Origin of the sequence: Acinetobacter sp. TG2027 (assembly GCF_000302435.1) — a bacterium.
In the GTDB taxonomy this organism is placed as follows: domain Bacteria; phylum Pseudomonadota; class Gammaproteobacteria; order Pseudomonadales; family Moraxellaceae; genus Acinetobacter; species Acinetobacter pittii.
The window spans coordinates 125751-143470 of the sequence record NZ_AMJN01000048.1 but is presented as its reverse complement, the minus strand read 5'-3'; the positions used below and the strand labels follow the sequence as shown (position 1 = coordinate 143470).

19 protein-coding genes are annotated in these 17720 nt (G+C 41.6%); 17 read left to right on the top strand and 2 right to left on the bottom strand.

Going from position 1 to position 17720, the window contains the following annotated elements; translation table 11 throughout:
* The first annotated feature begins 147 nt into the window (after positions 1-147).
* Together pnuC and B806_RS0113595 are read left to right on the top strand one after the other, a co-directional pair.
* On the top strand, positions 148-729 hold the full coding sequence (pnuC, locus tag B806_RS0113600; RefSeq protein WP_017403157.1) for a nicotinamide riboside transporter PnuC: 582 nt from the start codon (positions 148-150) through the stop codon (positions 727-729).
* Positions 730-743: 14 nt separating this feature from the next.
* Positions 744-1043, top strand: coding sequence for a hypothetical protein (locus B806_RS0113595; protein ID WP_017403156.1), 300 nt, complete (start codon positions 744-746; stop codon positions 1041-1043).
* A gap of 45 nt (positions 1044-1088) precedes the next feature.
* Here the strand turns inward: B806_RS0113595 and B806_RS0113590 are convergent, their stop codons facing one another.
* The gene (locus tag B806_RS0113590; protein ID WP_017387109.1) at positions 1089-1901 is read right to left on the bottom strand and encodes an IclR family transcriptional regulator; all 813 of its coding nucleotides are present in this window, start codon (positions 1899-1901) and stop codon (positions 1089-1091) included.
* 273 nt (positions 1902-2174) lie between these two features.
* Here B806_RS0113590 and B806_RS0113585 point away from each other — a divergent pair, with 273 nt between their 5' ends.
* From B806_RS0113585 to B806_RS0113520, 14 genes are all read left to right on the top strand, one after another.
* Entirely contained in the window at positions 2175-2480 is a 306-nt protein-coding gene (locus B806_RS0113585) for a non-heme iron oxygenase ferredoxin subunit (RefSeq protein ID WP_002117586.1), read from the top strand.
* Between the two features lie 27 nt (positions 2481-2507).
* Positions 2508-2807 (top strand): recombinase-like helix-turn-helix domain-containing protein, encoded by a 300-nt coding sequence (locus B806_RS0113580; protein WP_005070730.1) that lies wholly within the window; start codon positions 2508-2510, stop codon positions 2805-2807.
* Between the two features lie 16 nt (positions 2808-2823).
* Positions 2824-3891 (top strand): aromatic ring-hydroxylating dioxygenase subunit alpha, encoded by a 1068-nt coding sequence (locus B806_RS0113575; RefSeq protein ID WP_017387110.1) that lies wholly within the window; start codon positions 2824-2826, stop codon positions 3889-3891.
* Entirely contained in the window at positions 3884-4648 is a 765-nt protein-coding gene (locus B806_RS0113570) for an SDR family oxidoreductase (protein ID WP_017387111.1), read from the top strand. Before B806_RS0113575 ends, B806_RS0113570 begins: the two co-directional genes overlap by 8 nt.
* 11 nt (positions 4649-4659) lie before the next feature.
* Positions 4660-5589 (top strand): VOC family protein, encoded by a 930-nt coding sequence (locus B806_RS0113565; protein WP_017387112.1) that lies wholly within the window; start codon positions 4660-4662, stop codon positions 5587-5589.
* 28 nt (positions 5590-5617) lie between these two features.
* Positions 5618-6829 (top strand): FAD-dependent oxidoreductase, encoded by a 1212-nt coding sequence (locus B806_RS0113560; RefSeq protein WP_017387113.1) that lies wholly within the window; start codon positions 5618-5620, stop codon positions 6827-6829.
* Between the two features lie 42 nt (positions 6830-6871).
* On the top strand, positions 6872-8095 hold the full coding sequence (locus B806_RS0113555) for an MFS transporter (RefSeq protein WP_005803015.1): 1224 nt from the start codon (positions 6872-6874) through the stop codon (positions 8093-8095).
* Positions 8096-8118: 23 nt separating this feature from the next.
* Positions 8119-8640: a cupin domain-containing protein gene (locus tag B806_RS0113550; RefSeq protein WP_002117566.1), complete on the top strand. Its 522-nt coding sequence runs from the start codon at positions 8119-8121 to the stop codon at positions 8638-8640.
* A 36-nt stretch (positions 8641-8676) separates the two neighbouring features.
* Positions 8677-9501 (top strand): alpha/beta hydrolase, encoded by an 825-nt coding sequence (locus tag B806_RS0113545; protein WP_017403155.1) that lies wholly within the window; start codon positions 8677-8679, stop codon positions 9499-9501.
* A 15-nt stretch (positions 9502-9516) separates the two neighbouring features.
* Positions 9517-10311: an SDR family oxidoreductase gene (locus B806_RS0113540; RefSeq protein WP_000009973.1), complete on the top strand. Its 795-nt coding sequence runs from the start codon at positions 9517-9519 to the stop codon at positions 10309-10311.
* A 15-nt stretch (positions 10312-10326) separates the two neighbouring features.
* Entirely contained in the window at positions 10327-11118 is a 792-nt protein-coding gene (locus B806_RS0113535) for an aspartate dehydrogenase (RefSeq protein ID WP_017387115.1), read from the top strand.
* Between the two features lie 13 nt (positions 11119-11131).
* The gene (locus B806_RS0113530) at positions 11132-12598 is read left to right on the top strand and encodes an aldehyde dehydrogenase (protein WP_017387116.1); all 1467 of its coding nucleotides are present in this window, start codon (positions 11132-11134) and stop codon (positions 12596-12598) included.
* A gap of 38 nt (positions 12599-12636) precedes the next feature.
* Positions 12637-14277 carry a thiamine pyrophosphate-binding protein gene (locus tag B806_RS0113525; protein ID WP_017387117.1) on the top strand — a complete coding sequence of 547 codons (1641 nt, stop codon included), beginning with the start codon at positions 12637-12639 and terminating at the stop codon, positions 14275-14277.
* 155 nt (positions 14278-14432) lie between these two features.
* Entirely contained in the window at positions 14433-15629 is a 1197-nt protein-coding gene (locus B806_RS0113520; RefSeq protein WP_017387118.1) for a hypothetical protein, read from the top strand.
* A gap of 61 nt (positions 15630-15690) precedes the next feature.
* Here the strand turns inward: B806_RS0113520 and B806_RS0113515 are convergent, their stop codons facing one another.
* Positions 15691-16989: an MFS transporter gene (locus tag B806_RS0113515; RefSeq protein ID WP_005070697.1), complete on the bottom strand. Its 1299-nt coding sequence runs from the start codon at positions 16987-16989 to the stop codon at positions 15691-15693.
* Between the two features lie 234 nt (positions 16990-17223).
* Between B806_RS0113515 and def the strand changes: the two genes are divergently transcribed.
* Positions 17224-17706, top strand: a complete 483-nt coding sequence (def, locus tag B806_RS0113510; protein WP_017387119.1) for a peptide deformylase — start codon at positions 17224-17226, stop codon at positions 17704-17706.
* Positions 17707-17720: the final 14 nt, after the last annotated feature.

Here is a 17720-nt window from a genome sequence, read left to right as displayed (position 1 = left end):
GTGCATTGAAATAAATCGATGACATTAGAAAAGAATAAAACCTCAGACAATGCCAATTTGCATAATTTATTTAAATTAGCAGTTTGCTTCGCTTTATATTTTTCTCATAATACTTCGTCAAATTGATCTCAATAAGCAGCTGTTTTTATGTCACCTCTAGAAATCTTTGCAGTCTTGATTAGCCTGATTGGAGTCGGATTAACGGTAATCCGTAATATGTGGTGTTGGCTGTTTAATTTCTTTGCCTTTGTTTTATATGCCTATTTGTTTTACGAATTTAAGCTATATGGCGAAACGATTTTGCAGTTCTTTTTTATGGTCGTAAATTTTTATGGCTTTTACTACTGGCTTAAGGGAAAGCAGCAAGATCATGACATTCGTATAGAGCCAATAGCTCTTAAAGTTGCAATTTTTCAAATGATCATTGCCGCGGTAGGTGGCTTGCTTTTTGGCTTAATTCTTAAAAACTTTACTGATGCAGCAGTTCCTATGCTCGACTCACAACTTGCCGCATTTAGTTTGCTTGCAACGTATTGGACCAGCCGAAAACATATTGCGACTTGGATACTTTGGGTATTTGTCGATATTATTTATGTCGGTATGTTCATCTATAAAGATTTATTTTTAACAGCCGCTTTGTATGCAGCATTTGTTTTGATGGCAGCTTATGGTTGGTATCAATGGGAAAAGGTTAAAAAGAAACAGCTTTTAGCCTCAAACCAGCTTTAATTTGGAGTGTGATCATGTTGTTGAGCTTAGAGGTCTATAAACAACAACAGTTTGATCAAATTGCTGCAAAAATAATGGCAGAGCCAAAACAGTATTGTGAATTTAATTCTGTATCAGATTTTTATAACGCTGCATGGCTTAAGAAATTTCCACAAGGCAGCCAGATTTCTGCTACGGGTTTAGATGATGGAGCTGAAGAGTTTTATGCAGTAATCCAGTTTAAACAGCAGTATTTAAAATTTGATATTAAAGAGCATCATTCGATACTTATTTTTATGGATATGAATGGGAACATTTTTAAAAATAACTTTTAATTTATGAAATAAAATCTAAAAAAAAGCGACTTAACGTCGCTTTTTTTAATAAATAAATTTGGAAATTTTATTCGCTGTTTCAACAACTAAATTTGCGATATCTTCCTTAAATGTTCTTTCATCATAAGTGGTAATTGGACAACTTACAGAGATAACAGCGACCATTTTACCATTTGACTGTTTAAAAATAGGCGCCGCACAGGCTGCCATATCATGGTTGTAATGACCCCAGCTCACCATAGTTTTTTGAGTTTTTACGAAAGAGAGTCTTTGCAATAAAGCTTTTAAATTGGTTGGCGTCAGTTCAGAGAAACTGTCCCAATCGCTAAAATTGCGGTAACGCTGACGTACTTCAGTTTCAGGTAAATCAGATAAAAGCATTTGACCAATGACGGTTGCATGGGCAGGCCAGCGAGTTCCTAAGCTAATGTTGCTCGTGAAGGTTCCCATCGACTGGATATTATTTACAAAGACAATATGAGTGCCTTCTAAAATTGAAAGATGTACCGCGAGTTTGGTTTGGTCACGTAGTTCTTTCATTAAAGGTGTCGATAAATCGAGTAATGAAAGTTTAGATAAACTGTTAAAACCAAGTTCCATGACTTTTGAATCGAGAGCGTAAGTTTTTTGAGATGCTTTTCTTAAATAGCCACAAGATTCGAGAGTATAGATCAGACGAAATGCACTAGAACGGTTCACTTCTAAAATTTCAGCAATTTCTGTAATGGTCATTTCTTGCGCTTGTTGGTTAAATGCTTGCAAGATAGCTAAACCCCGTACAAGTCCGGGAACTAAATATCGATCATCATTTTTTGTTGTTTCCGATTCTTGCGAATCTTCATCAATTGCTATGCTCATTCGTGTCATTTTCCTATAAATAAAACATGATTCAATTTGGGGCATGCTGCTTTATTTTATAACTATTGTAATTGTTAAAAATGCATAAAACAATTTTTATATTTAAAACTTTGTTTCCTTCTTGAAACGTAACAAAATATTTAAAAATTAATAAACCAATGAATTTTATATTTATTTTTACTTTGACAAAAAATGATCAAGGGGATTATGCTTAGCTTGTGTTTTGAAAATCAAATTATGTTTTGTATATAAAACAAAATGAGGACGCAAGGTATGAGTTGGATCTCAGTTTGTCAGCAGGGTGACGTTAGCGAAGATGAGCCGAAAGCCATCGAAATTGAAGGGAAAAAAATAGGCGTATTTTTCGTCGATGAAAATTACTTTGCTATCGAAAATGTTTGCCCTCATGCGTATGCCTTATTAACCGAAGGATTTATCGAAGATCAGACTGTTGAATGTCCATTGCACGAAGCAATTTTTGACATTCAGACAGGTGAGCTAAAAAGTGGACCCGGGTGTAGAAACCTATGTACGTACCCAGTTCGTGTTGAAGGACAGGATATTCAAATTCAACTCTAGTCCTCACATGTACAAGGAAGCAGAACAATGAAGACATTTAATGAAAAGTTGGCAAGCTGGATTCATGCAACGCCGGCAACCGAAGCAGGGATCAACAATATTCAAATTCCAGGTCAATCTGAATTGTTGGTTTGGCAAACACGCTATAAAGAACCAACGCTCTATGAACAGGATTTTGTAAAAAACTTGATTCAGGCATTTTCTGCGGGCGCAACAGAGTTAGATGACGTTGTTTCTGCACTTAATCAACAGGGTTTCCGCTGTGAATCTGGTGATGAATGGACTTCTGCAAGCTTTACAGAAGAAATGCAACGTTTAGGTTATTGATTCAGGGAAGAATAAAATGAACGCAATCGTATCAACTTCACAAAGTGCTGAAGAATATTTAGAACTTGGTTTACGTGACCAATGGCATCCGGTTTTAGCAAGTTGGGAAGTCGCTGCTAATCCAGTCGGAATTACCCGTTTAGGCGAAAATATTGTGGTTTGGCGTGATGCCGAAGGTCAGGTTCATGCACTTGAAGATCGCTGTCCACACCGCGGTGCTCGTCTTTCCCTTGGTTGGAACTTAGGCGACCGAGTTGCTTGCTGGTATCACGGTGTTGAAGTTCGTGCTGATGGTGTTGTGGCTGATGTGCCAGCAGTTCATGAATGTCCAATGACCGGAACTAAATGTTTAAAGAACTATCCTGTAATTGAGCAGCATGGCGCAATCTTCATCTGGTTTGGTATTGATGCAAATGAACAACCAGCACCGCTTGAGTTCCCAGAGCAACTTGCAAGCGAAGAATGGAGTGCATTCCTTTGCCAAGCGGACTGGAAAGTAAACCATCAATATGCGATTGATAATGTGATGGACCCAATGCACGGGACATATTTGCACGCGACATCGCACTCTATGGCAGATGGTGAGCGTACCGCCGAGATGAAGCACCGTACCACCGATAACGGCTTTGTTTTTGAAAAAGAAGGTCAAACAGGCGTGAACTTTGACTGGGTTGAATATGGTTCAACAGGTGCAAGCTGGTTACGTCTTTCAATTCCATACCGTAAACAGTTTGGTCCGGGTGGTGAGTTCTGGATTGTGGGTTACGCAACGCCAATTGATGCCAACAATACTCGTGTATTTTTCTGGCGCTGCCGTAAGGTGAGTGGTTGGCAACGAAATGTATGGCGCTTCTTGTATCGCAATCATTTAGAACAGTTGCATTGGGATGTATTAGAACAAGACCGAATTATTTTAGAAAACCTTGCGCCAAATGCACGTGCACGAGAATTCTTATATCAACACGATGTCGGTCTTGCACGTTTACGCCGTTTAATGAAAAAAGAAGCTGAGAAGCAATTAAAGAAAATTGCTGCGCTAAATGCATCAAACCGTATCGAGATGCAGGAAGAAGCTCATGGCTAATGTAGCGTTGTTGCAAGGCAAAAAAGTTTTAGTGACTGGTGCTGCACGTGGTTTAGGCCGAGATTTCGCTCAAGCCATTGCCGAGGCAGGTGCTGAAGTTGTGATGGCAGATATTTTATCTGACTTGGTGCAACAAGAAGCACAAGTGTTACAACAACAAGGACTAAACGTTCATGCTGTCACCGTTGACCTTGCCAATGCAGACTCTATTGAAAATGCGGTTGCAAAAAGCATGGAAGTATTACAAGGACTAGATGGCCTTGTGAACTGTGCAGCGCTTGCAACCAATGTTGGTGGAAAAAATATGATTGATTACGATCCTGAACTTTGGGATCGAGTCATGAATATTAATGTGAAAGGTACATGGTTAATTACAAAAGCGTGTATTCCACATTTAAAGCAATCGGCTGCTGGCAAAATTATTAATGTTGCGTCAGATACAGCACTTTGGGGCGCACCGAACTTGATGGCTTATGTGGCAAGTAAAGGTGCAATTGTTGCCATGACACGTTCAATGGCAAGAGAGTTGGGGCAGTTCAATATCTGTGTCAACACATTGTCTCCGGGCCTTACTCTGGTTGAAGCAACCGAGTATGTGCCTCAAGAACGTCATGATTTATATGTCAACGGAAGAGCGATTCAACGTCAGCAACTTCCACAAGATTTAAATGGAACAGCATTGTATCTACTGTCGGATTTGTCCTCTTTTGTGACAGGTCAAAATATTCCGGTCAATGGCGGTTTTGTCTTTAACTAAGGAGTAGTCAAATGATTACAGGGATCGAGATTTTAAAGTTTGGAGTTGAAGATAGAGCCGCTTCAAACAAGTTTTTGGCAGATTTTGGTTTAAGCCAAAGTAGTTCGGATATTGAAGGCACTGATCTTTACCAAACCCAAAATGGTAGCAAGATTTATCTATTTAATTGTGATGATGATCGTTTGCCAACTGCTATTGAGCAAGGTTCAACTTTACGTGAAGTTACGTGGGGTGTTGAAAGTGCTCAAGACCTTGAAGACTTGGCAGCTCGTTTGGCTGATGTAAGAGGCTTTGAGCGTTCTGAACATACAGTTCAGTGTCTTGACCCAAATGGCATGACCATTCGTTTTGAACAAAGTTTTGTAAAAGAAGTACCTGAACTTAAAACGGAAGGCATTAACCAATACGGCAACATTCAACGTGTGAATGCCGCAAGTCCTGTCTATGAAAAAGGTCAACCTGTTGCGATTGGACATGTGGTGTTTTTCACACCGGATTTAGCAACTACTGAAAACTTCTATATTGAAAAAGTAGGTTTTTATTTATCTGATGCTTACAAAAATCGCGGTGCATTCTTGCGTTGTCGCGGAGAAGGGTATCACCATGATTTATTCTTGCTCAGTGTTCCAAATAAACCTGCTGGCTTAAATCACGTTGCGTTTGTAGTACGTGATATCCATGAGGTGATTGGGGGCGGTTTAAATATGAATCGTTCGGAGTGGTCAACCTTTATTGGACCCGGACGTCATCCAATTTCTTCTGCTTATTTCTGGTACGTCAACTCACCATTAGGTGGTGCATTTGAATACTACACCAACGATGACTATTTGACAGAAGAATGGCAACCACGTGTAGAAGAACATCGTCTAGAGCTTTTCACCGAATGGGCGATTGAAGGTGGTCTTGATGACACAACCCGCCGTCAGGTGAAGCCTGTTTAACAGGTATTGCTGAACAAGGAAGATGGCTATGGAAAAGATCGTAATTGTAGGTGCCGGACAGGCAGCGGGTTGGGCAGTAAGTACCTTACGTCAAAATGGGTATGTGGGTGAAATTCACGTTGTTTCAAATGAAGATCAAGTGTTTTATGAACGTCCGCCACTGTCTAAGCAAGTACTTTCAAAAGAAGCAACGTATGAAAGTTTGAATCTGTTCTCACCTGAACAGGTTCAAGAGTTCAACGTTCAATGGCATAAACCGGAAATTGCAACAAAAGTCGATCGTGAGCAAAAACAGGTTCATTTAGAAAGTGGTCAGATTTTGCCTTATGACAAATTGCTGATTGCAACTGGAAGCCGTGCACGTGTACCCGTCAATACATGGCAGTTCATTCCAAATGTTGTGACTTTACGCAATGTGCATGACTGTGAACGTTTGGCTGAAATTTTAAAGAATGCCAAAAATGTCGCTGTGATTGGCGGCGGCTGGATTGGTTTAGAAATTGCTGCAACTGCACGTAAGCAAGGTAAAGATGTTCATATTTTTGAATATGGCGACCGTTTGTGTGCAAGAAGTGTGAGTCCGGAAGTTTCTGCATTTTTAAAAAATATGCATGAAACCCAAGGTACAAAAATTCATTTAGACAGCAAGAGCCTTCATTTAGTTGAAGCGCCGAATCAGAAAGTTGAAGTGGTGAATCATCCACAAAATAGTCAGTTATTTGACTGTGTGGTGGTAGGTGCAGGCGCTGAAATTGCCAAAGAGTTAGGTGTGCACGCTGGTCTCGATGTGAAAGATGGCATTGTGGTGAATTGTTTTGGGCAAACTTCAGATCAAAACATTTATGCCGCAGGTGATGTCGCGATTCATCCGGGCTTGGGTTATTGCATTCAGTCTTGGGCAAATGCACAAAATCAGGCGATTGCAGCTGCGAAGTCGATGCTCGGAATTGAAACTGAATATAGCGATATTCCATGGCTTTGGTCAGATCAATATCACTTTAATATCCAGATTTTAGGTACGTATCAACCTGAAAAAACGAAGGAAGTAGTCATTCGCCAAGGCGGTGAAGATCAGGTGAGCTATTTATATCTGGACCATGAAAATCGTTTGCTCAACATGATTGCCATTAATGATTCTAAACTGGTCAAACTGGCAAAACGTTGGATGCAAGCCAACACCGTTTTAGATCCAAAACTATTAGCAGATGCTGAATTTAATGTCATGAAGTTAAAACCGTAAACATTAAATCTGGTTCTCATTACCAAATCGAAGGAATGACACATGAGTAATGAAGAAAAAAGTGGATTGAAGCATTGGGTACCTGCTTTTGTCCTTATGGTGTGTGTGGTACTGGCGTTTTTCGACAAGATTAGTATTGCGGTTTTATTTTCAGATCCTCATTTTCAAAGTGCAATGGGAATTGCTGAAGATAAGGCCAAGCTCGGATGGCTCATGACAAGTTTCTTACTTGCTTATGGTTTTTCATCAGTCTTTCTAAGCTTTTTGGGTGACATCTTTAACCCAAAGAAAATGCTGTTCTGGAGTGTAACGTCGTGGGGCGTACTCATGTTCTGTATGGGGTTCACCACCAGTTATTCAGGCATGTTAGTTTTACGTGTACTGCTTGGTTTAGCAGAAGGCCCGTTATTTGCCTTGGCATACACCATTGTTAAGCAGACTTATACGGACCGTCAGCAGGCACGTGCTTCTACCATGTTCTTACTTGGAACACCGATAGGTGCATTCCTTGGGTTCCCGATCACTGCAAATGTTTTAGCTCACCACGACTGGCACACCACTTTTTTTGTGATGGCTGCGCTAACCCTGATTGCGATTTTTAGCATTGTTTTTGGTCTGCGTAACTTGCAGCTCAAGAAAACTGTCGAAATTGAGGGCGAGAGTAAACGCACTAATTTCAAAGGTCATATTGCCAATACTAAATTGCTGCTCAGCAACAGCGCATTCTGGTTGGTTTGTCTCTTTAATATTGCGTTGATGACTTATTTATGGGGCTTAAATAGCTGGGTTCCTTCTTACCTTATGCAAGACAAAGGATTCAATCTCAAAGAGTTTGGGATGTATTCAAGCTTTCCATTCATTGCCATGTTAATTGGCGAAATTATCGGTGCGTTTTTATCTGACAAGTTAGGCCGCCGCGCAATTCAAGTGTTTAGCGGTTTACTACTCGCGGGCATCTTCATGTATGTGATGGTCATTATGACTGAGCCACTATTGATTATTGCTGCCATGTCTTTAAGTGCTATGGCGTGGGGTTTTGGAGTAGCAGCTGTATTTGCTCTGCTTGCAAGAGTGACGACCTCAAATGTAGGTGCGACTGCGGGTGGAATATTTAACGGTTTAGGTAATTTTGCAAGTGCAATTGCGCCTGTTCTTATCGGTTACATCGTGATGCAAACACACAGTTTTAATTTAGGAATTACCTTCTTGGCTGCTGTCGCTGTCATTGGGTCGTTGTTCTTGGTTCCTCTTTTAAAACGTTATTAATTCACTGTATAGGAGTTTAAAAAATGACTACACAACAATTCGAATCGTGGGCACAACCAGAGGGTGCTTCTTTAGAAGATTGGTTAAACACACGTATTGCTCGCTTTGAGACACGTAAATACGACTTCGATGCTTTGAAGTTCCAAGCAGATTACGACCCGAAATATCGCCGTGCACAAATGCGTTACATGGGTACGGGTGCAACAGGTGTTGCGAATGACGGTAACACTGTACCAGCAGAAAACTTCACGTTTTCAACCATGGTTCTGCCACCACAGTGTGAAGGCCCTTTGCACATTCACCACGATGTTGAAGAAGTTTTCTTTATGCTTCGCGGCGAAATTGATTTGTTCATTGAGCACAACGGCGAAAAATTTGAGACCCGTTTAAAAGAGCGTGACCTGATTTCAATTCCACCGGGAATCTACCGTGGTTTGTTTAACCCAGGACAAGAAGATGCCTTGATGTGTGTGATGTTGGGAACAGGTAAACCAACTATTCCGAACTATCCACCAGAGCATCCATTGTCTCAAATCAAACGTTAATTGTTTGATGAAGTGAATGAAAGGAAAGAATTGAAAATGATGACACTCATTGAAAAGTTAGCAGAATTTCCGGTGAAAACCGTTACTGTTCAAGGCCAGCAGCAAGCCTATCGGGAAGCTGGTCAGGGCGAGTACCTTGTGCTGTTGCATGGCATTAGTTCCGGTTCTGCTTCATGGGTAAACCAACTTGAAGTGCTGTCTCATCATTTTCATGTCATTGCCTGGGATGCACCGGGCTATGGCAAATCAGCTGAACTTTTAACGGATCAGCCCAATGCTACCGACTACGCAAAGCGTTTGGCAGCGTTGTTCGATGCTTTAAAAATTGAAAAAGCAATAGTGGTGGGACACTCATTAGGTGCCTTACAGGCCAGTGCATTTGCTGCACTTTACCCAGAGCGAGTGAAACACTTGATTGTTGCTAACTTAGCTCAAGGCTACCAACGCCACGATGAGCAGACACAAATTCAGGTTTTTGAAAAAAGACCAAAAATGTTGAAAGAACTAGGCGCTAAAGGAATGGCTGAAAGCCGTGGGCCTCATTTGATTTATAAACAAGAACCACAAGCCTTAGCTTTAGTTTCAGAGGTGATGCAGCAGTTGACCCTACAAGGTTTTACACATGCATCGTACTTACTGGCATATGACGAAATACGTAATTACTTAACCGATTTAAAAGTCCCATGCACAGTGATTGCAGGGAAGCAAGATCAAATCACTCCTGCGTTAGGTATACAAGAGCTTGCTCAGGAGTTGCAGTTGGAACAGCGCTTCGTCATAGAAGATGCCGGACATTTAAGTTATGTCGACCAACCGCAAGCATTTAACCAAATTATGTTGACGATTCAGGAACAATCGTAAGAGAGATTAAGGATTATGAGCTTCCAAGTTGAAGGAAAAGTTGCAGTTGTTACCGGTGGCTCATCTGGGATTGGGCTGGCTGCTGTTGAAATACTGGTTGCAGAGGGTGCAAAAGTTGCTTGGTGTGGTCGCGATGAAGAACGTTTAAATGCTTCAAAGCACTATATTTTAGAAAAATTTCCACATGCCAATATTTTTACCAAAGCATGTAATGTATTGAAAAAAGAAGAAGTTCAGCAATTTGCCAAAGAGGTCAAACTCAATTTGGGCAATGTGGACATGCTCATTAACAATGCTGGGCAAGGTCGTGTTTCAAATTTTGAAAACACACAAGATGAAGACTGGATGAAAGAAATTGAGCTGAAATATTTCAGTGTTTTACATCCGGTACGGGCTTTTCTTGATGACTTAAAACAGTCAGCAAATGCCTCAATTACCAATGTGAACTCGTTGCTGGCATTGCAACCAGAACCGCACATGATTGCGACTTCATCTGCACGCGCTGCACTGTTGAATTTAACCCATTCTTTGGCACATGAATTTACTCAATATGGCGTTCGTGTGAACTCGATTTTACTCGGTATGGTCGAATCTGCGCAGTGGAAACGCCGTTATGAGACCCGTTCAGATTTAAATCTGTCATGGGAAGAGTGGACCGGCAATATCGCAAAAAATCGTGGCATTCCTATGCAGCGCTTAGGCCGCCCAGAAGAGCCTGCACGTGCTTTAGTTTTCTTGGCATCACCATTGGCATCTTACACCACAGGTTCGGCAATAGATGTCTCAGGTGGTTTTAACAAACATTTATAAATATCAGGTGCTGTCATGAAAAAGTTGATGATGATTGGTTTTGGCGCAATGGCAGCAGAAGTGTATGCCCACTTGCCTCAAGATCTGCAACTCAAATGGATTGTCGTGCCATCTCGCAGCATTGAGAAAGTGCAGTCACAAGTCTCTTCCGAGATTCAGGTGATTTCAGATATTGAGCAATGTGATGGTACGCCAGACTATGTCATTGAGGTGGCGGGTCAAGCAGCAGTGAAAGAACATGCTCAAAAAGTTTTAGCGAAAGGCTGGACCATTGGTCTGATTTCGGTGGGTACTTTGGCTGATAGCGAGTTTTTAATTCAGCTTAAACAAACTGCCGAAAAAAATGATGCACATCTGCATTTACTTGCAGGGGCTATCGCAGGCATTGACGGTATTTCTGCGGCCAAAGAAGGTGGTTTGCAAAAAGTCACTTACAAAGGCTGCAAAAGTCCAAAAAGTTGGAAGGGCAGTTATGCAGAGCAATTGGTCGATTTAGACCATGTTTCAGAACCTACGGTCTTTTTTACTGGAACTGCCCGTGAAGCTGCCATGAAATTTCCGGCCAATGCCAACGTTGCAGCAACGATTGCACTTGCAGGGCTTGGAATGGATGAAACCATGGTTGAGTTAACTGTTGATCCAACTATCAACAAGAACAAACACACCATTGTGGCGGAAGGTGGCTTTGGACAAATGACAATTGAACTGGTGGGTGTGCCGCTGCCAAGTAACCCGAAAACATCAACTTTGGCTGCGCTTAGCGTGATTCGTGCTTGTCGCAACAGTGTAGAAGCAATACAGATTTAAGAAGGATTTGATCATGGCAAAGGAAATTTATATTGCGGGTGAATGGCGATTAGGCCGTGGTGCAGTCATTCAAAGCCTGTTTCCGGCAGATCAGTCGGTAAACGCTGAGCTTTCAACAGCAACGCTTGAAGATGTAAATGAAGCAATTGAAAAAGCGGATCAGGCTTGGCGTGAACCGAGCTGGAGAAACAGCTTGCCGCATGAGCGTGCACGTATTCTCTACAAAGTTGCCGACATTATTGAAGCGCGTGTCGATGAATTAGCGAAATTACAAACCCGCGATAATGGTAAGCCTTTAACCGAAACTCGTGGTTTGGTGATGAGCGCTGCGGCAACTGCACGTTATGTTGCTGCGGCATGTGAAACGCTGAACGATGAGCTCACCACTCAGCGTGCTCCAGACTTTATGACCATGAGTGTGCATGAACCAGTGGGCGTTGTGGCAGCCATTACCCCTTGGAACTCTCCAATTGCGAGTGAAGTTCAAAAGCTTGCTCCAGCTTTGGCAGCAGGAAATGCAGTGGTGTTAAAACCAGCAGAAGCAACTTCACTCATTGCTTTAGAGCTTGCCAAAATTTTTGAAGAAGCAGGTTTACCAAAAGGCTTACTCAGTGTGTTAGTGGGGCGCGGTTCTGTGATTGGTGATGCAATTGCTCAGCACCCATTGGTTCGTAAAATTTCTTTTACAGGTGGAACAACCACAGGTCGTCATTTGGCACATATTGCCGCAGACAAACTGATTACCACTTCGCTTGAGTTAGGTGGTAAGTCACCAACCATCGTTTTGCCGGATGCAGATGTCGAACTGGCGGCTAAAGGTGTGGCATACGGTATTTTTAGCTCGGCAGGCCAAGCGTGTATCGCAGGTTCTCGCTTGTTTATTCATAGCAGTCTTTACGATCAGTTTTTAACACGTTTGGTTGAAATAACCAAAGGCTTACGTGTGGGCCATCCAGAACAAGCGGGTGTGCATTTAGGGCCTCTAGTCAATGACAAACATTTGCAGTCCGTCGACCGCTATGTGCAGCTTGCTAAAAGCGAAGGTGGTCAGGTTCTGATTGGTGGAGAGGCACTTACGACTGGTGACTATGCCAAAGGAAGCTATTACTTACCAACCATTATCACGGGCTTAAATAACAGTGCTCAAACCTGTCAGGAAGAAATTTTTGGCCCTGTTTTAGTCGTTATGAAATATGACAACGAGCAAGATTTAATTGCCCAAGCCAATGACAGTTGTTTTGGTCTTGCCGCAGGTATCTGGACTGAAAGTTATCGTAAAGCTTGGCGTATTGCACGTGCCTTAGAAGTGGGAACGGTATGGATTAATACCTACAAAAAATTCTCGATTAGTGCGCCGTTTGGCGGCTTTAAAGACAGTGGAATCGGGCGCGAAAAAGGTCGTTTGGGCATTTTATCGTACATGCAACAAAAGAGTATTTATATGGGGCTGAATGAACAGCCTAACCCTTGGTGCGATTAATAAATTCAAGGACTGAAAATAAATTTTGAGGAACAGACATGACTGAACGTGTAAATGTAGGCGAAGCAATCGCAAGAGTTTTAGAAGCGCACCAAGTTGATAGTATTTATGGTGTTATTTCCATCCACAATTTACCTATTGCCGATGCAGTAGGGCGCCGTGAAAAAATGCGTTTTGTTGCAGCCCGTGGTGAGGCTGGCGCAGTTACCATGGCAGATGCACACTCACGCTTTAAAGGCCTAGGTGTAGCGTTGACCAGTACAGGTGCTGGGGCAGGTAATGCCGTAGGTTCACTGATTGAAGCTATGAATGCGGGTAGCCCTGTATTGCATTTAACGGGTCAAGTTGAGCGTGAATATCTTGACCGTGATGCAAGCTTCATCCATGAAACCAAAGACCAACTTACATTCTTACGTGCATCGAGCAAAGCGGCGTTCCGTATTACCAGCCCAGACAATGCTGTTGGTGTAATACGTGAAGCTATCCGTGTAGCAACCACAGTTCCAATGGGACCGGTAAGTGTTGAGCTGCCGATTGATGTGCAGGCAGCAGAAATTGATTTGCCACTTAACTTAGGGCCAGTCAAAGCACTTGAGTTACCACAGGCAGAGCAAGCTGAAATTGATCTTCTTGTCAGTGAAATCAAAAAAGCAAAACGCCCGATTTTCTGGATTGGCGGTGGAACTTTAAATAGTATTGCCGAAGTTAAGGCAATTGCAGATTTAGGTATTCCGGTTGTTTCATCGACCCATGCTCGTGGAGTGTTGCCAGATGATCATCCACGTAGTTTGGGTGCTTTCCATAACTCAGCAGGTGTTGAGCAGTTATTAAAAGATGCTGACTTAATGGTTGTGGTGGGTTCTCGTTTACGTAGTAATGAAACTAAAACCTATTCGGTTGAGTTCCCTGAAAACATTATTCAGGTGGATGCCAACCCAGTGGCTCAGCAACGTAATTACAAAATCCGCAACTTCATTTGTGGCGATGCCAAAGATGTCTTGACACGTGTGTTGGAACAACTTCAAGGCACTTCAAAAGTTGATGCCGATTACGATGCTGCTGTAGTGGCTGCTAAACAAGCTGCAATTGATGCGCTGCGTAAACAAATCGATCAGTACGCATTAATTTGTGATCACTTACGTGCAGCTTTACCTCAAGACGGTATTTTTGTACGTGACATCACCATGTCGGGTAGTACATGGGGCAGTCGTTTATTCCCTGTACAAGCACCAAACCAAAATATCCACTCACTCGCGGGTGCAATTGGTTTAGGTCTTGCAACAGCAATTGGTGCTTCGGTTGCTAACCCTGACAAAAAAGTGATTGGTTTAGTCGGCGATGGCGGCTTAATGCTGGGTATTGGTGAAATTGCAACTATGGTGCAAGAAAACACCAACATGGTCTTAATGATTATGAATGACGGTGGTTATGGTGTAATGCGTGGCATTCAAAATAACTACTTTGGTGGCCGTCAGTATTTCAATGAATTACATACACCGGACTACAAACTCCTTGGTGAATCAATGGGTGTGAAAAGCTGGAAAGTCGGTAGTGCAGATGAGTTTAAAACGGTTATTCAAGAGGCAGTCGCTTTTGAAGGGCCAACCGTAATTGAGCTCGATATGAACTCGATTGGACCATTAAACTTCGCGGGTCCACCGCAAAAGAAACTGTATTAACCAGTTTGGATGGTTTAGTACATATGCGATGGGAGCTGCTAAGCCATCCTTTTTTTAGATAAATTTTTTTATCTAAAAAACAATAAAAACGAAGTTTTACAGGTAAAACAAATAAAGTTCCAGCAGGACGCTGGAACTCAATCAAGGATGTAGAGATGAAAAAGACTTCATTGATCATGGCATTCATTGCACCGCTTACGCTGGGGGTAAGCATCAATGCATTTGCAAAAGACTCATTACTTGAATGGAAAAGTGATGACGGCACCGACTCATTAAAATTAGGTGGGGTGGTTCGGTTAAATCAACGTTATGAAGATTGGGAAGGGCCAAACCGTGGTTTTGGAAAACTTCATTTTGATATTTTCAGGGTAGATCTCAAAGGTAAATTCGATGATGCCTATATCAATGCCAGTTATATGGTTCAAGACCAACAGAAAACGTCCATTGAAAAAGCATATGTCGGCTATAACTTAGATGCCAATAACAGCATTGAAGCAGGTTTAGTTTATAAGCCTTTTACGATTTATCCTTATCCGCAAAATGGCTGGACCTACCACATCCCATTCTTTTTAGGTTATGGCAACAATATTGCGCCGGGGATCAACTGGAATTATCACAACAAAGATTGGGATGTAAAGCTGGGTTATTACCCGCAAATGTTAGAGACGAACTTGCGTTATTCACCTGAAAGTGCAACTTACGATGACTTGGCAGGAAATGCATTTCCATCTCAAAAAGCCTATCAAAATGAAAAGCGCAATCAGGTGAATACCCGCATTGTTCGCAAGTTAGAAACTGATTTCGGTAAGCAAGAGTTCGGTGTATCGGGTGCAATTGCCCAGCTACATAATGATATTACCGATAAAGACGGCAAATATTATGCAGTCGGTTTACATACCGAAAACAACTACAAACGCTTTAATTTACAAAGTTCGGTCATTCATTATCAATACGATGCTAAAAATCCAGATGGCGTAAATAGTGATATGACTTTGATGGGAGCGAATGGCCTTACGCCTGCTTATTTCATTGCTTCGGAAGGTACGATTGCCAGTTTAAACCTTGCTTATACGTTGCCTGTGACCAATATGGGCAAGCTAAAAGCCATTAAGTTTTATAATGACTATAGTTATCTCGATAAAAAACGTGATGATTGGTCAGACTCGCAAATGAATACCACAGGGATGATGTTTATTGCTTCACCATTTATGGTTTGGGCAGATTATACGTGGGGTAAAAACTCCAACATTATTGGTGGCTCGACTAACTCAACGGGTTATACCTCTGCAACCTCGCCAAACAGCGATAAATGGCTATACCGTATTAACTTTAATATTGGCTTTACTTTCTAAAGTAAGCAGCAATAAAAAACCACGCGATCGGCGTGGTTTTTTATTTAATAAGTGAAAATTTTTAATACCTGTTTTTTTCAAACTTATTCCAAAATACAAAGGCAGTCACAAAGGCCAAAATGGTTAGCGCGAAAATATAATACATCGCACCAATATCACTATATTGACTGAGCCAATGCACTAAAGGCAGAGTCATACCGCCAACAATCGCATAAGACAAATTATAAGAAAATGAAATACCCGAGAAACGCACAGGCGCGGGGAACATTTTGACCATACTGCTCGACACCATGCCGACAGTACCTGAGCATAGACCCAACAGCATATATAAACCAAAAATGGTTGAATGTGCTGCGTGTCCTAAACTGTTATAAAAAACTGCTGCTGTGAGTGCTACGGCAAGTGCACCGAACATCATGACTTTGCCACAGCCAAAACGGTCAGCAAAATAGCCTGCTAAAATACAGCCGACCATTTGCATAACAATGGCTGCACTTTGCATTTCAAAAGTTTGAGCACGCTCAAAACCAAACGTACCAGTTAATAAATTTGGCATGGCTAAAATCACCACCACCACACATCCCGTTAAAAACCATGTAAATAACATGCCAATCGCAACAGCTGTTTTATGCGTTTTTAAGACTTGTTTTACAGGCATTTCTTTAGAAATTTCTTTACGGGCCTGCATGGCTTTAAACACAGGTGTTTCTTTTAAATAAGTTCGTAAATAAAGTGCAACGAGACCAAAAATACCACCTGCAATGAAAGGAATACGCCATGCCCAGTCATGGATTTGTCCTTCACTAAAATTCAGCGAAATCCATAAAGACATGAGCGCGCCTAGTAAAATTCCTAAAGACAGCCCAGCGGTAAGTAAACCATTTGCCAGTCCGATTTTTCTTTCAGGTACATGTTCAGACACAAAGGTCCATGCGGCTGGAATTTCCCCCCCAATTGCAATACCTTGTACTACACGCATGAGTAACAAAAGTAGCGGTGCCAAATATCCGATATTTTCAAAGGTGGGCAATATCCCGATAAATAGGGTAGGCAGTGCCATCAGCAAAATAGAAAGCGAAAATAGTTTTTTACGCCCAACCAAATCACCAAAATGGGCCATAACAACCCCACCCAAAGGCCTAAAAAAATAACCTGCTGCAAAAATGCCGTAAGTATTAAGCATGGCCCAAAACGGACTAAGTGTGCTGGGGAAAAAAAGGTCGGAAATGATTTTGGCGTAAAATACATAAATCACAAAATCATAAAACTCTAAAGCTCCACCCAATGAAGAAAGGGCGAGGGTTCGTTTATCTTCTTTATTAAGATAGTTCGCATCCTGCAAAGTTAATTCCTGATCCATTTTTTACTTAATTGTTGTAATTGAAGTTTGGATATTAATGGAAAAGTGAAGTAAAAGTAAATGGAGGAAATTTGTTCTATATAGCAACGTCGATTGGACTTGCTCTGATCAAAAAGCTTTAAAACAAAAAACGCTTTAGATGAAACAAAAACAGATGTAGGAATGACTTTTCTTTTGAGTCGTTCAGCGACACAATAAAACTTGTCATAGCCAGTTTAATGAGAGATTCAAAGGATGAGTGTAGTTCTACCTGTCGCGAAGCGTGGCGAAGATATTTTAAAACTAATTGCGGCTCCCGTTTCGGTAAATGAGTTAAACAGTAATTGGCTTTATCAGCTTGCTGACGCTATGCATGCAACAATGCTTGAGCGTAATGGAGTAGGGATTGCCGCACCGCAAATTTATATCTCTAAACGTGTCATTATTGTGGCATCTCGACCAAACCCGCGTTATCCAGATGCACCTGAAATGGATGCGGTAGTAATGGTAAATCCTGAGATATTAGAGTTCTCAAAAGAAGTTTGTTTAGGTGAAGAAGGCTGCTTAAGTGTGCCAGACGAACGTGGACAAGTTGAACGCGCAGAAATGGTTAAGGTGAAATATTTAACACTTCAGGGCGAGACGGTGGAAACAATTTTTCATGGTTTTCCTGCTCGTATTGTTCAACATGAGGTCGATCATTTAAATGGGATCTTGTTTGTAGAAAGAATAAGCTAATCTTCAGTTTAAAG

What these genes read in the sequence shown, in the direction of transcription:
- pnuC (WP_017403157.1), top strand. Translation starts at nt 148, where the DNA reads ATGTCACCTCTAGAAATCTTTGCAGTCTTGATTAGCCTGATTGGAGTC.
- B806_RS0113595 (WP_017403156.1), top strand. Translation starts at nt 744, where the DNA reads ATGTTGTTGAGCTTAGAGGTCTATAAACAACAACAGTTTGATCAAATT.
- B806_RS0113590 (WP_017387109.1), bottom strand. Translation starts at nt 1,901, where the DNA reads ATGAGCATAGCAATTGATGAAGATTCGCAAGAATCGGAAACAACAAAA.
- B806_RS0113585 (WP_002117586.1), top strand. Translation starts at nt 2,175, where the DNA reads ATGAGTTGGATCTCAGTTTGTCAGCAGGGTGACGTTAGCGAAGATGAG.
- B806_RS0113580 (WP_005070730.1), top strand. Translation starts at nt 2,508, where the DNA reads ATGAAGACATTTAATGAAAAGTTGGCAAGCTGGATTCATGCAACGCCG.
- B806_RS0113575 (WP_017387110.1), top strand. Translation starts at nt 2,824, where the DNA reads ATGAACGCAATCGTATCAACTTCACAAAGTGCTGAAGAATATTTAGAA.
- B806_RS0113570 (WP_017387111.1), top strand. Translation starts at nt 3,884, where the DNA reads ATGGCTAATGTAGCGTTGTTGCAAGGCAAAAAAGTTTTAGTGACTGGT.
- B806_RS0113565 (WP_017387112.1), top strand. Translation starts at nt 4,660, where the DNA reads ATGATTACAGGGATCGAGATTTTAAAGTTTGGAGTTGAAGATAGAGCC.
- B806_RS0113560 (WP_017387113.1), top strand. Translation starts at nt 5,618, where the DNA reads ATGGAAAAGATCGTAATTGTAGGTGCCGGACAGGCAGCGGGTTGGGCA.
- B806_RS0113555 (WP_005803015.1), top strand. Translation starts at nt 6,872, where the DNA reads ATGAGTAATGAAGAAAAAAGTGGATTGAAGCATTGGGTACCTGCTTTT.
- B806_RS0113550 (WP_002117566.1), top strand. Translation starts at nt 8,119, where the DNA reads ATGACTACACAACAATTCGAATCGTGGGCACAACCAGAGGGTGCTTCT.
- B806_RS0113545 (WP_017403155.1), top strand. Translation starts at nt 8,677, where the DNA reads ATGATGACACTCATTGAAAAGTTAGCAGAATTTCCGGTGAAAACCGTT.
- B806_RS0113540 (WP_000009973.1), top strand. Translation starts at nt 9,517, where the DNA reads ATGAGCTTCCAAGTTGAAGGAAAAGTTGCAGTTGTTACCGGTGGCTCA.
- B806_RS0113535 (WP_017387115.1), top strand. Translation starts at nt 10,327, where the DNA reads ATGAAAAAGTTGATGATGATTGGTTTTGGCGCAATGGCAGCAGAAGTG.
- B806_RS0113530 (WP_017387116.1), top strand. Translation starts at nt 11,132, where the DNA reads ATGGCAAAGGAAATTTATATTGCGGGTGAATGGCGATTAGGCCGTGGT.
- B806_RS0113525 (WP_017387117.1), top strand. Translation starts at nt 12,637, where the DNA reads ATGACTGAACGTGTAAATGTAGGCGAAGCAATCGCAAGAGTTTTAGAA.
- B806_RS0113520 (WP_017387118.1), top strand. Translation starts at nt 14,433, where the DNA reads ATGAAAAAGACTTCATTGATCATGGCATTCATTGCACCGCTTACGCTG.
- B806_RS0113515 (WP_005070697.1), bottom strand. Translation starts at nt 16,989, where the DNA reads ATGGATCAGGAATTAACTTTGCAGGATGCGAACTATCTTAATAAAGAA.
- def (WP_017387119.1), top strand. Translation starts at nt 17,224, where the DNA reads ATGAGTGTAGTTCTACCTGTCGCGAAGCGTGGCGAAGATATTTTAAAA.